General features: G+C 34.8%; 11 protein-coding genes. 9 read left to right on the plus strand and 2 right to left on the minus strand.

What is annotated here, in order from left to right; genetic code table 11:
* Positions 1 to 21: 21 nt before the first annotated feature.
* Positions 22 to 846, minus strand: a complete 825-nt coding sequence (locus ACNQGG_RS02160) for a universal stress protein (RefSeq protein WP_417961096.1) — start codon at positions 844 to 846, stop codon at positions 22 to 24.
* A gap of 174 nt (positions 847 to 1020) precedes the next feature.
* Here ACNQGG_RS02160 and rimP point away from each other — a divergent pair, with 174 nt between their 5' ends.
* The 4 genes from rimP to ACNQGG_RS02180 all read left to right on the plus strand — a co-directional run bounded on the left by rimP (position 1021) and on the right by ACNQGG_RS02180 (position 6740).
* On the plus strand, positions 1021 to 1485 hold the full coding sequence (rimP, locus tag ACNQGG_RS02165; protein WP_417961097.1) for a ribosome assembly cofactor RimP: 465 nt from the start codon (positions 1021 to 1023) through the stop codon (positions 1483 to 1485).
* Positions 1486 to 1498: 13 nt separating this feature from the next.
* Positions 1499 to 2752: a transcription termination factor NusA gene (gene nusA, locus ACNQGG_RS02170; RefSeq protein WP_417961099.1), complete on the plus strand. Its 1254-nt coding sequence runs from the start codon at positions 1499 to 1501 to the stop codon at positions 2750 to 2752.
* Between the two features lie 113 nt (positions 2753 to 2865).
* The gene (gene infB, locus ACNQGG_RS02175; RefSeq protein ID WP_417961101.1) at positions 2866 to 5754 is read left to right on the plus strand and encodes a translation initiation factor IF-2; all 2889 of its coding nucleotides are present in this window, start codon (positions 2866 to 2868) and stop codon (positions 5752 to 5754) included.
* 92 nt (positions 5755 to 5846) lie between these two features.
* Positions 5847 to 6740 (plus strand): RHS repeat domain-containing protein, encoded by an 894-nt coding sequence (locus ACNQGG_RS02180; RefSeq protein WP_417961561.1) that lies wholly within the window; start codon positions 5847 to 5849, stop codon positions 6738 to 6740.
* Positions 6741 to 7280: 540 nt separating this feature from the next.
* Here the strand turns inward: ACNQGG_RS02180 and ACNQGG_RS02185 are convergent.
* Positions 7281 to 7673 carry an SPOR domain-containing protein gene (locus tag ACNQGG_RS02185; protein WP_417961103.1) on the minus strand — a complete coding sequence of 131 codons (393 nt, stop codon included), beginning with the start codon at positions 7671 to 7673 and terminating at the stop codon, positions 7281 to 7283.
* Positions 7674 to 7889: 216 nt separating this feature from the next.
* Here ACNQGG_RS02185 and ACNQGG_RS02190 point away from each other — a divergent pair, with 216 nt between their 5' ends.
* Genes ACNQGG_RS02190 through ACNQGG_RS02210 form a run of 5 tightly spaced genes read left to right on the plus strand, consistent with a single transcriptional unit; the run spans position 7890 to position 14826 of the window.
* Positions 7890 to 9224: a c-type cytochrome gene (locus ACNQGG_RS02190; protein WP_417961105.1), complete on the plus strand. Its 1335-nt coding sequence runs from the start codon at positions 7890 to 7892 to the stop codon at positions 9222 to 9224.
* A gap of 29 nt (positions 9225 to 9253) precedes the next feature.
* Positions 9254 to 12310 (plus strand): TAT-variant-translocated molybdopterin oxidoreductase, encoded by a 3057-nt coding sequence (locus ACNQGG_RS02195; RefSeq protein ID WP_417961107.1) that lies wholly within the window; start codon positions 9254 to 9256, stop codon positions 12308 to 12310.
* A gap of 38 nt (positions 12311 to 12348) precedes the next feature.
* Entirely contained in the window at positions 12349 to 13752 is a 1404-nt protein-coding gene (gene nrfD / locus ACNQGG_RS02200; protein ID WP_417961109.1) for an NrfD/PsrC family molybdoenzyme membrane anchor subunit, read from the plus strand.
* A complete protein-coding gene (locus ACNQGG_RS02205; RefSeq protein ID WP_416857242.1) occupies positions 13745 to 14269 on the plus strand; it encodes a DUF3341 domain-containing protein in 525 nt (174 codons plus the stop codon). The genes nrfD and ACNQGG_RS02205 overlap by 8 nt, the downstream gene beginning before the upstream one ends.
* Before the next feature lie 8 nt (positions 14270 to 14277).
* Positions 14278 to 14826 carry a c-type cytochrome gene (locus ACNQGG_RS02210; RefSeq protein WP_417961111.1) on the plus strand — a complete coding sequence of 183 codons (549 nt, stop codon included), beginning with the start codon at positions 14278 to 14280 and terminating at the stop codon, positions 14824 to 14826.
* Positions 14827 to 14852: the final 26 nt, after the last annotated feature.

The following is a 14852-nucleotide window of genomic DNA, read 5'->3' on the forward strand; positions in this document are numbered from 1 at the left end:
TCGGATTTTTGCAACAGAAAATTATATTTTAAAAGTAATTACGGGTTTAACGGCGTGGTTTACTAAGTCCTCACTAATGCTTCTGTTGAAAAAATGGGATAATCCAGTTCTACCATGTGTGCAAAGTCCAATTAAATCAGCATTAATTGTATTTGAAAAATTGAGTACCCCGCTTTCTACATTAACGTCGTTAAAAATATGTAGAGAGTAATTTTGAATGTCAAAATCGGCAATAAAATCGCTCATTATTTTTTCAGCAAGTAAGGTGGTTTTGAAGCTGTTTGGTGTGCTAATCATTACTAAAAAAAGATTTGCATCAAAGATTTTAGTGAATTCAATCATTTTTTTGAATGGTTTTTTTATTTCATTAGAAAAATCAGATGCAAAAACGAAATTTTTACCTTCAAATTTGCCTACATCTTTTTTGATAACTAAAACCGGGATGTCAGAAAGGCGTACTACTTTTTCTGTATTGGAGCCAATAAGTAGTTCTTCGATTCCGGAAGATCCATGTGAGCCCATGATGATTAAATCAATTTTATTTTTTTTGCTAAAAGCTAAAATACCATTAGAAGCTCTTTCAAAATGTACAGTTTCAGTGACTGAAATCCCATTTAAATAAGAGCGTTCTTTGATTTTTTGGAACGTTTCGTTTGCTTTTTTTATATAAAACATTACTTCTGGAATGCCGCTGCCGCCAGAAATCGCATCGCTCATTTGGCTTGGTAATTCCAGCATGTGCAGTAAGAATATTTCGTAATTGTTTTTTTTTGCAATTTGTGCGGCTACTTTTAATGCGTCTTCAGCATGTTCTGAAAAATCGGTTGGTACTAAAATTCGTTTCATAATTAAAAAGTTTAAATTATGTAAAAACAGGTGTTTTAATGCTCCATTAAAGATAAGAAATATTTTAACAGCAGCTGATTATTTTAATTAATAAAAAAAACACTATATTTGCACCGTTATTTATTAAAATCTAGATAATGAGGGGACTAAATGTCCCCTCTTTTTATAAAAAATATGACATTTAAAGAAAAAGTAAATACGTTGTTGACAGAATGTCTTTTAGAAAAGCCATCAATTTTTTTGATAGACCTTACTATCACTGATGCTTTTAAGGTTATTGTGAATTTGGATGGTGATAACGGAGTGGCACTTCAGGATTGTATCGATGTGAGCCGTTTTATTGATAATAACTTGGATCGCGAGGAACAAGATTACTCTTTAGAAGTAGCTTCGGTGGGGGTAGGATCGCCATTGAAATTAGTAAGACAATACAAGAAAAATATAGGACGCACATTGATTGTGAAGACTGGGGCAGAAATAATTGAAGCAGAATTAGTGGAAGCTAATGATGATTTTGTAATTTTGTCGTGGAAAGCAAGAGAGCCTAAAAAGATAGGAAAAGGAAAAGAGACGGTTCAAAAAGAACTAAAACTGCCTTACGCAGATATAAAAGAAGCAATTGTTACAGTAACATTTTAATTAAAGAATTCGCATGGAAAATTTAGCATTGATCGATTCATTCTCAGAGTTTAAAGATGATAAACTTATTGATCGTGTAACGCTTATGGCAATTTTGGAAGATGTATTTAGAAATGCATTGAAGAAAAAATACGGTTCAGATGATAATTTCGATATTATTATAAATCCTGACAAAGGAGATATGGAAATTTGGAGAAGAAGAGTAATCGTTGCTGACGAGGATTTGGATTTTGAAAATGAAGAAATTACTTTGACAGAAGCAAGAAAAATTGAAGCCGATTTTGAAATTGGTGAAGAAGTTTCTGAGGAAGTAAAATTAATTGATTTAGGAAGAAGAGCTATTTTGGCCTTGCGTCAAAACTTAATTTCAAAAATTCATGAGCATGATAATACAAATCTTTATAAACAATTTAAAGATTTAATTGGAGATATCTATACTGCGGAAGTACACCATGTTCGTCCTAGAGTTGTGATTTTGGTTGATGATGAAGGGAATGAAATTATTTTACCAAAAGAAAAACAAATACCTTCTGATTTTTTCCGCAAAGGAGATAATGTAAGAGGGATAATCGAAAGTGTTGAATTGAAAGGGAACAAACCTCAAATCATTATGTCTAGAACTTCTGAGAAGTTTTTGGAAAAATTATTTGAACAAGAAATTCCTGAAGTATTTGACGGATTAATCATGGTGAAAAAAGTAGTGAGAATTCCAGGCGAAAAAGCAAAAGTAGCCGTAGATTCTTATGATGATAGAATTGATCCAGTTGGAGCATGTGTTGGTATGAAAGGTTCTCGTATTCACGGAATTGTTCGTGAATTAGGAAATGAAAATATTGACGTAATCAATTACACCAGTAACATTCAATTATTTATTACCAGAGCATTGAGCCCTGCTAAAGTTTCTTCGATTAAAATTAATGAAGAGACTAAAAGAGCTGAGGTTTTCTTGAAACTTGAAGAAGTTTCTAAAGCAATTGGTCGTGGTGGACATAATATTAAATTAGCCGGTTTATTAACTGGTTATGAATTAGATGTTATCCGTGAAGGTGATGTTGCGGGAGCAACTGCTGATGAGGATGATGTTGAATTGACTGAGTTTTCAGATGAAATTGAAGACTGGGTTATTGAAGAGTTTGCAAAAATTGGTTTGGATACAGCAAAAAGTATCTTAAAACAAGATGTAGAAGATTTAGTAAGAAGAACAGATCTGGAAGAGGAAACAATTCTAGATGTAATGAGAATATTGAAAGAAGAATTTGACAGTTAGTCAAATGTATCTTCAACGATAAACATGCCATTTTACAATGAATTCTTGCTCGGTAGGTATCGAGTAGGGAGTAAAGTGAGGAATAACAAAAAAGGTAATAATAAAAAGGTTTTATGTCTGAAGAGAGAATTATTAGAATAAACAAAGTTTTAAGGGAATTGAATATTTCTTTGGAAAGAGCTGTGGATTATCTAAAAGATAAAGGGATTGCTATTGAAGCAAATCCAAACACAAAAATTTCTGATGATGTATACAATGTCTTGTGCGGTCAGTTTGCTGGTGACAAAGGGAATAAGGAGGCTTCAAAAGAAGTAGGAGAAGAGAAAAGAAAAGAAAAAGAAGCTTTACGTGTGGAGCGAGAGAAAGAAATCGAAGACAAACGTAAGCAAGATGAAGAAAGACTAAAACAACAAGAAGTTATAAAAGCGAGAGCTGTTGTGACGGGTCCGGTTCAGGTTGGGAAAATTGATCTCAATCCTAAAAGACCAACAGTTGTTCCTGCTCCTGCTAAAGTCGCTGAAAAAATTGAGGTTCCTGTAGTTAAAGCTCCAGCTCCGGTTGAAAAACCTGCCGTTGTTGAAACTGTTCAAAATGAACCGGTTCAAAAAGAACTTTCGGAAGAAAAACCTGTTTCAGACAAAAAAGAAGTTAAACCTGTTGTTGGAATTAAAGAAGTTAAGAAAGAACCCGTAAAAGAGGTTGTTGCTGAACCGATAAAAGTGGCTGCAGTTGAAGAAGCGCCTGTTGATGAGACTATAACGACTCAATATCAAAAATTATCAGGAACTACTTTAACAGGTCAAATAATTGATTTATCTCAATTTAATAAACCTAAGAAGAAAAAAGAAGAGCCTAAAATTACTCCAAATAAACCGGGTGCGCCTGGAGCTGTAGGAGCTAATAATGCCAATAAAAATAAACGCAAAAGAATTGCTCCAAAACCAGGTGCTCCTAGACCACCTGCTGTTCCCGGAGCTCCAAATCCAAATAAAATTACCCCAAATGCTGGCGGTGGTGGTGGATTCAACGCTAATAGAAGTGCTAGGCCTGGTTTTGTAAAAGGAAACAGACCTGCAATTGTTGCTAAAGTTGAGCCTACGGAAGAGGAAGTTAAAAATCAAATTAGAGAGACTTTAGAAAAACTACAAGGAAAAGGTGGAAAATCTAAAGCGGCTAAATATAGAAGAGACAAGAGAGATACGCATCGTCAAAAATCTGATGATGAGCAAAGAGCTATTGACGAAGGAAGTAAAACCATCAAAGTTACTGAATTTGTTACTGTAGGTGAAATTGCCATTATGATGGATGTGCCAATTACTAAAGTTATTGGTACTTGTATGTCACTTGGAATCATGGTTACCATGAATCAACGTCTTGATGCAGAAACATTGACTATTGTGGCTGATGAATTTGGTTATGAAGTGGAGTTTATCACGGTAGATATCGAAGAAGCGATTCAAGTTGTTGCTGATAAAGAAGAAGATCTGGTTTTTAGAGCGCCAATCGTTACTGTAATGGGTCACGTCGATCACGGTAAAACATCTTTACTGGATTACATTCGTAAAGAAAATGTTATAGCTGGTGAGTCAGGTGGAATTACACAACACATCGGTGCCTACGGAGTAACATTAGATAATGGTCAAAAAATTGCATTTTTAGATACACCGGGACACGAAGCTTTTACAGCGATGCGTGCTCGTGGAGCTCAAGTTACGGATATCGCGATTATTGTAATTGCAGCTGATGATGACATCATGCCGCAAACAAAAGAAGCGATTAGCCATGCTCAAGCTGCAGGCGTTCCAATTATTTTTGCTATCAATAAAGTTGATAAACCAAATGCTAATCCAGAGAAAATTAAAGAAAAATTAGCAGGTATGAATTTACTTGTTGAGGATTGGGGAGGAAAAATTCAATCTCATGATATTTCTGCAAAAGTGGGAACAGGAGTTAAAGAATTATTAGAAAAAGTATTATTAGAAGCAGAACTTTTAGATTTAAAATCTAATCCAAATAAAGCGGCTTCTGGAACTGTTGTAGAAGCTTTCCTTGATAAAGGAAAAGGATATGTTTCTACTATATTAGTACAACATGGAACTTTGAAAATTGGAGATTATATGTTGGCTGGTAAGCATCATGGTAAGATTAAGGCCATGCATGATGAACGAGGAAATATCGTTACTGTTGCGGGTCCTTCGACTCCGGTTTCTGTTCTTGGTTTAGATGGTGCAGCTACTGCGGGTGATAAGTTCAATATTTTTGAAGATGAAAAAGAAGCGAAACAAATTGCATCTAAACGTTCTCAATTAATGCGTGAACAATCCGTACGTACACAAAGACATATTACATTAGATGAAATTGGACGTAGAATTGCATTGGGTCAATTTAAAGAATTGAACATTATCCTTAAAGGAGATGTGGATGGTTCTGTTGAAGCGTTATCCGATTCGTTCTCTAAATTATCTACTGAAGAAATTCAAATTAATATCATTCATAAAGGTGTTGGAGCGATTACAGAAACTGACGTTATGTTGGCTTCAGCTTCAGATGCAATCATCATCGGATTTAATGTTCGTCCTGCTGGAAATGCAAGACAATTAGCAGACAAAGAAGAAATTGATATCCGTTACTATTCTATTATCTACGCTGCTATCGATGACTTGAAAGATGCGATGGAAGGAATGCTTGCTCCGGAAATGAAAGAAGAGATTCTGGGTACTGCGGAGATTAGAGAGATATTCAAAATCTCTAAAGTTGGTTCTATTGCCGGAAGTATGGTTATGGACGGTAAAATTGTTAAAAACGCCAAAATGAGAATCATCAGAGATGGTGTGGTTGTCTTTACTGGAGAGTTATTAGCGTTGAAACGATTTAAAGATGATGTTAGAGATGTTGCTAAAGGATACGATTGTGGTATTCAAGTGAAAGGATACAATGATATAGAAGAAAGAGATGTTATTGAATCGTACCATGAAGTAGCTATCAAAAAGAAATTGAAATAGTATTTAGCAAATTAGCTTTTGATATAAAATCCCGATTCGTCGGGATTTTTTTTATTTTAGGTTGAACGGTATTTGTCTTATTATAAGGCTATATTTACAAGTATAAATACAACGGAAAAGAACTGCAAGACGAGCTGGGACTTAACATGTATGACTATGGGGCTAGAAATTATGACCCAGCTTTGGGTAGATGGATGAACATTGACCCGAAAGCTGAATTGTTAGAAATGTCATCACCTTATGTATATGCTTTAAATTGTCCAGTAATTTATTTAGATAAAGACGGTGAATTGCCTATTTTGATAAATGGTCTTGTTGCGTCTGATAGTGAAAGAGCCGATGAGAGTTATTGGGGAAAGGAAATAATAAATACCATAAAAGGTTCAGGTATAGCAAATCCTGGAGGAGATATTCAGTTTGTAGATGGTGATAGAGGCGATGGTGGCGGTGCTCATCCAGAAAGTTACCCAAGTAATAGAAAAGAAATGGGGAAATCTGATGCAGAAATGGATTGGGACACTATTTTGTCAAAATTAGAAAAAGACCCTAAAACAGGTAAAATAATTGAAAAAATTCAGATTTATACTCATAGCAGAGGAGCTGCTTTTGGGGCAGGTTATACAGAAAAATTATTAGAATTAATAAAAAAGAACTCAAGTAAATTCGCAGATGCAGATAATGTTATAGATTTTGTTTTTAATATGGCTCCACATCAATCAAATTATATTACTGCTCCAGATGGAGTTGATTCTTATAGTCTTGACAGAACAAAAGACCCTTTGTCTGGGAATGATATGTCTGGGGTTAAAGGTGCATTTACGACAGATGAGGGAGGTTATAAAAAAGCACATTCCATAAGTACCTTTGGAAAAGATTTAAAAGCTTTTACTTCATCTTTTTTAAAAGGAGGTAGTAGTAACGATGTTATAAACAACTTTGTCAAGACAATGAAAGATAAATACAATATTAATGTAACTGTTAACTAATAAATTATGGGAAAATTTCTAAAAGTTTTATTCATTAACTTATTCATTACTTTTTTAGCGTTATTCTTGTTGCTAATATCATTTTTTTTTATGGGTTCTGGTTCAGCAGGATTTAATAGCAATTGGTATTATTTGATTTTAATAGTTGGTCTTTTGCATTCTTTAATATGCGCTTACAAGTTGAGAAGTGAAAAAAAGTATCATTTATTAATCTCATTAATAATTATGATGATTTATCTTTATTTTTATTTTGAGTGATTATTCACTGCTGCTCGAAGTGTTCCTTAAAAAACGAACGTACTTACGAAGTCAGATGCGCTGTGCGAATGTCTCCTAACTTCGTACTCACAATCTGAATCAACCAAAAAAACCCCCACTGGCGCTCGCTTGTCCACCTTCTCTGGTGCTTGACTGCGTCGAGTACCAACTTTAATTAGAATACAAATCGTAGCGTTTGCAACGCGGTTAAAACAAATAAAGCCACTTCTTTACAGAGTGGCTTTATTATGTAAAAAAAAGTAATTATTTGATTTTATATATCTACCCTTTACTTGGTTTTATCAAGAGTACATTTTTGTATTTTTTTCTAATGTCAATTAGATTTCGTTCTGCTTCAATGCGAGTTTTAAAATTCCCTACCCAAACCTTATAATTGGGAGTATTGAATACAATTGTTCCGTCAATATCACTAAATTCTTGTTTAAATTCATTTAACGTGTTTTTTGCTTTTTCGCTGTCGCCACTAAAAATTTGAACTTTATACCATTCGTTTGCAGCGTTCAAAACGTTTGTTTTTCTTTTCTCATTTAGCAATTGTTCGAATTTAGGGTCTTGACTTAACGTGATATTTCGATCTTGTGCGTTAATATAATTTGAGGTAAGGGATAATGTGACTGCGTAAAAAAAGGCTTTTCTGGGTGTTAAAATTCTCATAATGTGATAGTTTTTGTGCAAAAGTACTATTTATAGAATGAAACGAAATAATAAATATTATTTAGAATTAATATAAATTGAATTTAAGACTATTTTAAGGTTTTGAGAATAGTTCTTAAGTCGTATTTTTGTCCAAGTTTTAAAAAATGTACTGTTTTTTTCTAAAATTATTAATAGAAAAAACCGTACCAATTTTAGTAGATAATCATTTATAATATGAAAAAGGTGGGTAACCATAATTCGATCTCAAGGAAATTATATCTAGGCTTAGGGCTAATGTTGATTTTCTCCCTAAATTCATTTGCGCAAACTGCAGTTCCTGCAGACGCTCCGGCTGCGACGCCTGCTGTTGCTGTTGCGACCCAAGGTGGTGATGCTGCAAAAGGAAAAGAGCTTTTTAATGTGAATTGCGCTGCATGTCATAAGCTAGATGCGAAAGCAACTGGTCCTATGTTAAGAGGTATTTCTGCAAAACATGACATGGCTTGGATTTACAAGTGGGTTCATAACAGTTCTGATATGATTAAATCAGGAGATGCAGCTGCTGTAAAAGTTTTTGAAGAAAACAATAAATCAGTAATGACTGCTTTTCCTCAATTGACGGAAGCAGATATTAATGATATTATTGCTTATACATCAGAGCCAAAAGCGGAAGCTCCTGTTGCTGCGGGTACTGCTTCAGTTCCAGGTACTGGAGGTAATGATAGTGGTATTTCTAATAATGTTATACTAGGCGCTCTTGCTTTAGTGATGGTTATGTTGGTAGTAATGTTGTTTTTGGTAAACAATGTTCTAACTAAGGTAGCTAAAGCTAATGGAATTGAAGTGGCTCCAAAAACACCAACTACTCCAATTTGGAAAGCATTTGCCAGAAATCAATTTTTGGTATTGGTAACGTCTATATTCTTACTATTGTCTGGTGCTTATTTTGTGTATGGTTTCTTAATGCAAGTAGGTGTTGATCAAGATTATGAACCAATTCAGCCAATTCATTATTCTCATAGAATACATGCAGGTAGTAATGGAATTAGCTGTAAATATTGTCACTCTTCGGCTAGGGTGAGTAAAAATGCTGGTATACCATCTTTGAATGTGTGTATGAATTGCCATAAAAATATTTCTGAGGTGTCTGATACTACTGCTACTCCAGATCACTCTAAGGCATTCTATGATGGAGAAATCCAAAAATTATATACCGCTGTTGGTTGGGATCAAGCAACTCAAAAATATACTGGCAAAACGCAGCCGGTTAAATGGGTTCGCATACACAATCTTCCTGATTTTGTTTACTTTAATCACTCACAACACGTTACGGTGGCCGGTATTGAATGTCAAACTTGTCACGGTCCGGTTCAGACATATGAGGTTCAAAAACAATTTGCTCCATTGACTATGGGTTGGTGTATTAATTGTCATAGAAAAACCGAAGTAAAAATGGAAGGGAATGATTATTATACAAAAATTCATGAAGAGCTTTCTAAGAAATACGGTGTAGACAAATTGACTGCAGCGCAAATGGGCGGTTTAGAATGTGGTAAATGCCATTATTAATCAAATTATTAAGATTTTAATATTTATATATGTCATCAAACAAAAAATACTGGAAAAGTGTTGAAGAGCTAGACGAAAATAGTTCTATTGTTGAGGCGCTTAGAAATAACGAATTTGTTGAAGAAATTCCTACGGATGAATTTTTAGGAAATAGTGATGCTTTATCATCTTCATCAACAACACGTCGCGATTTTTTAAAGTACGTTGGGTTTAGTACTGCAGCAGCTACGCTTGCAGCTTGCGAAGGTCCTGTGAATAAGTCAATACCTTATGTGCTTCAGCCAGAACAAATCATTCCTGGAGTTGCTGATTATTATGCAACCTCAGTTTTTGATGGTTTCGATTTTGCGAATCTTTTGATAAAAACACGTGAAGGGCGTCCTATTAAAATAGATAATAATACTATTGCTGGGGCAAAATTTTCTGCTAATGCTAGAATTCACGCGTCAATATTGTCACTATATGACAGTATGCGTTTGAAAGAGCCAAAAATTGAAGGTAAAAATTCAACTTGGTCTGCTGTTGAGTCTAAAATAAAGTCAAGTTTAGCTGATGCAAAAGCAAAAGGCGGTCAAATCGTTCTTTTAACAAATACATTGGCAAGTCCATCAACTGAAAAGTTGATTTCTGAATTTATTGGTAATAACCCAAATGCTAAACATGTAGTTTATGATGCTGTGTCTTCATCGGAAGCTTTAGATGCTTTTGAAGTTGTATATGGTGAAAGAGCTTTGGTTGATTACGATTTCTCAAAAGCTTCTTTAATAGTATCTGTTGGTGCAGATTTCCTTGGAGATTGGCAAGGTGGAAGTTATGATTCAGGTTATGCTCAAGGCAGAATTCCAAAAAACGGAAAAATGTCTCGTCATTTTCAACTGGAATCAAACATGACTTTGTCAGGTGCTGCTGCCGATAGACGTTTGGCAATGTCGACTGCAAATCAAAAACAAGCATTAGTTCATATATATAATGTTATAACTGGCTCTTCTGTAGCGGTTAGTTTAGATGATAAATTTAAATCTGAAGTTAATAAAGCTGCTCAGCAATTAAAAGCTGCTGGTTCAAAAGGAGTTTTAGTTTCAGGTATTCAAGATAAAAATGCTCAATTATTAGTTTTGGCTATCAATCAAGTATTGGCAAGTGAAGCTTTTAATACTTCGGGAACAAGACAAATAAGAAAAGGATCAAACGAAAAAGTTACTCAATTAGTTAATGAAATGAAAGCAGGAAGCATTCATACTTTGATTATGAGTGGTGTTAATCCTGTTTATACTTTAGCAGATAGTAAATCATTTGTTGAAGGTTTGAAAAAAGTTAAAACTTCAGTCACTTTTTCTTTAAAAGAAGATGAAACTGTTTTGCTTACTACAATAGCTGCTGCGGCTCCACATTATTTAGAGTCATGGGGTGATTTAAGTTTGACAAAAGGTACTTACAGTATTACTCAACCAACCATTCGTCCATTATTTGATACCAAACAATTTCAAGACGTTTTATTGTCATTGAATGGTGTTGGCGGAACTTTTTACGATTATTTAAAAGGAAATGCTTCAGGAATTGTTTCGGGTTCTACTTGGAATAAAGTGTTGCATGATGGTGTTTTTGTTGGAGCTATTCCAGCTTCTTCTGCATCGTCTGCTGATTATAGTGCCGCGGCTAATGCTTTGGCTCGATCAAAAGCTTCTGAAGGATTCGAATTGGTTTTGTATACAAAAACTGGATTGGGTGATGGTCAACAAGCAAACAACCCTTGGTTGCAAGAATTGCCAGATCCAATGACAAGAGTTTCTTGGGATAATTATCTTACCGTTTCGAATGCTGATGCTAAGAAATATGCTTTGTCTAATGAAATTGTGGCTAATGGTGGTTTGAATGGTAGTTATGCTACAATTACAACGGCTGATGGTTTAAAATTAGAAAATGTGCCGGTAATAGTTCAGCCAGGTCAAGCTGTAGGAACTATTGGTTTAGCTTTAGGTTATGGTCGTAAAGCGGCTTTGAAAGAAGAAATGCAAGTAGGTTTAAATGCTTACCCATTATATAAAGGTTTTAATGATGTTCAATCGGTAACATTGGTTAAAGCTGGCGGAGAACACGAATTTGCTTGTGTTCAAGGTCAGAAAACATTGATGGGAAGAGGGGATATTATTAAAGAAACCTCTTTGGAAATTTTCAATACTAAAGATGCTGAGTTCTGGAATGAACAACCAATGGTATCTTTGGATCACAAGGAAGTTGAGGCTACAAAAGTAGATTTATGGGATTCATTTGATCGTTCTACCGGACATCACTTCAATCTTTCTATCGATTTGAATGCTTGTACAGGTTGTGGTGCTTGTGTAATTGCTTGTCATGCTGAAAACAACGTTCCTGTTGTTGGTAAAGCGGAGATTAGAAGAAGTCGTGATATGCACTGGTTACGTATCGACAGATATTATTCTTCTGAAAGTACATTTGCAGGCGATAATGAAAGAAAAGAAAATATTGCTGGTTTGTCAAGTTCATTATCTACATTTAATGAAATGGAAAAAGCAGGAGATAATCCTCAAGTTTCTTTCCAACCGGTAATGTGTCAACACTGTAATCATGCGCCTTGTGAAACTGTTTGTCCTGTTGCTGCAACATCGCATGGTCGTCAGGGGCAAAATCAAATGGCTTATAACAGATGTGTTGGTACGCGTTACTGTGCGAATAACTGTCCGTATAAGGTGCGTCGTTTTAACTGGTTCTTGTATAACAAAAACAGTGAATTCGATTATCATATGAATGACGATTTAGGACGTATGGTATTAAATCCAGACGTAAATGTTCGTTCTCGTGGAGTTATGGAAAAATGTTCGATGTGTATTCAAATGACGCAAGCAACAATTTTAAATGCAAAAAGAGAAGGAAGAGTAATCGTTGATGGTGAATTTCAAACAGCTTGTTCAAATGCTTGTTCTACCGGAGCAATGATTTTTGGAGATGTAAATGATAAAGAATCTAAAGTTACTAAACTGGCTGAAGATGAAAGAATGTATCATTTATTAGAGCATGTTGGAACAAAACCAAATGTGATTTATCATGTTAAAGTTAGAAATACCTAGTACAAAAAATAATTAATTAAGAATCAATATAAAGGATTATGTCGTCTCACTACGAAGCAACCATTAGAAAACCCTTAGTTATAGGTGATAAGTCTTATCACGATGTAACTGTAGATGTAGCTGCGCCTGTAGAAGGTAAAGCAAACAAACATTGGTGGATTGTATTTTCAATTGCATTAACCGCATTTCTTTGGGGAATGTGTTGTATCATTTACACTGTATCTACAGGTATTGGAACATGGGGATTAAATAAAACTGTAGGTTGGGCTTGGGATATCACTAACTTCGTTTGGTGGGTAGGTATCGGTCACGCAGGAACCTTGATTTCAGCCGTATTATTACTTTTCCGTCAACGATGGAGAATGGCTATTAACCGTTCAGCGGAAGCAATGACCATTTTTTCTGTAATTCAGGCAGGTTTATTTCCAATCATTCACATGGGTCGCCCATGGTTAGCCTATTGGGTTCTGCCGATTCCGAATCAATTTGGTTCATTATGGGTGAATTTTAACTCTCCTTTGCTTTGGGATGTATTTGCAATTTCTACGTATCTTTCGGTTTCATTAGTTTTCTGGTGGACTGGTTTATTACCTGATTTTGCGATGTTGCGTGATAGAGCAATAACGCCTTTTAACAAACGTGTGTATTCTATATTGAGTTTTGGATGGAGTGGTAGAGCAAAAGACTGGCAACGTTTCGAAGAAGTTTCTTTGGTTCTTGCAGGTTTGGCAACTCCTTTAGTACTTTCGGTACATACCATTGTATCAATGGACTTTGCTACCTCGGTAATTCCAGGTTGGCATACTACAATTTTCCCTCCTTATTTTGTTGCAGGAGCAGTTTTCTCAGGATTTGCAATGGTAAACACCTTGCTTATCATCATGAGAAAAGTTTCTAATCTTGAGGCTTACATTACTATTCAACATATAGAATTAATGAACATCGTAATTATGATTACGGGTTCTATTGTGGGTGTTGCGTATATCACTGAGCTTTTTATCGCTTGGTATTCAGGAGTTGAATATGAGCAATATGCATTCTTAAACAGAGCAACCGGACCTTACTGGTGGGCATATTGGTCGATGATGACTTGTAATGTTTTCTCTCCACAATTCATGTGGTTTAAAAAATTAAGAACAAGCATTATGTTTTCTTTTATTATTTCAATTGTAGTAAATATTGGAATGTGGTTCGAAAGATTTGTAATCATTGTAACTTCGTTGCACAGAGATTATTTACCGTCTTCTTGGACAATGTTCTCTCCTACATTTGTTGATATTGGAATTTTCATTGGAACCATAGGTTTCTTCTTTGTGTTATTTTTGCTCTATTCTAGAACATTCCCTGTTATAGCACAAGCGGAAGTAAAAACGATATTAAAAGGAACTGGAGATAATTACAAAAGACAAAGAGAAGCAAATAAAGATTTACATCATGAGTAATAAAGTAATATACGCCATTTATAATGACGATGATATTTTGATGGATGCGGTTAAGAAAACCAGAGCAGCTCATCATCATATTGAAGAAGTTTTTTCTCCATTTCCTGTTCACGGTTTGGATAAAGCGATGGGGCTTGCTCCAACAAGATTAGCAATTTGTGCTTTCATATACGGTTTAATTGGTCTGTCATTTGGAACTTGGATGATGAATTACATTATGATTCAAGATTGGCCTCAGGATATAGGTGGGAAACCAAGTTTTAGTTATATTCAAAACATGCCTTCTTTCGTTCCAATTATGTTTGAAGAAACGGTTTTCTTTGCAGCTCACTTGATGGTTATCACCTTTTATATGAGAAGTAAATTATGGCCTTTCAAACAAGCGGAGAATCCAGATGTGAGAACAACAGATGACCACTTTTTGATGGAAGTTGCTGTAAATGACAATGAAAGTGAATTAGTTTCTTTTTTCGAAAGTACAGGAGCAGTAGAAGTTAAAGTAATTGTAAAGAATTAATTGTCGATATGAAAAGTCTATATAAAATAACATTTGTAATTTGTATTACTATTTTAGTTTCGTCTTGTCATAATAATTCGAAGCCTAATTACCAATACATGCCTAATATGTATGAGCCTGTAAGTTATGAAACTTACGAAGAGTCAACTGCATTCAAGAATGGTAAAGAAGGTCAACTTCCTCCTGCAGGAACAGTAAATAGAGGGTTTGAGCCTTATGAATATGAAAATTCAACTGCCGGATATGATTTATCTAAATTAAATTTAAAATCACCACTTGATTCTATATCGGTTAAAGATGAAGAGAAATCTAAAGAATTATTTGAAATTTATTGTGGTATTTGCCATGGTAATGCAGGTGATGGTAAGGGTAAATTAGTTACACAAGGAAAATTTCTTGGTGTACCAAGTTATAAAGATAGGGTGATAACTGAAGGAAGTGTTTTTCATGTTCAAACTTACGGTTTAAATTCAATGGGTGCTTATGCTAACCAGTTGAATCAACACGAACGTTGGTTAGTGGCATCTTATGTTTTAAAACTGAAAGCTAAATTATAATTGTTGAACAAACTGATCGTAATAGA

Source organism: Flavobacterium esculini (genome assembly GCF_048284325.1).
Taxonomy (GTDB): domain Bacteria; phylum Bacteroidota; class Bacteroidia; order Flavobacteriales; family Flavobacteriaceae; genus Flavobacterium.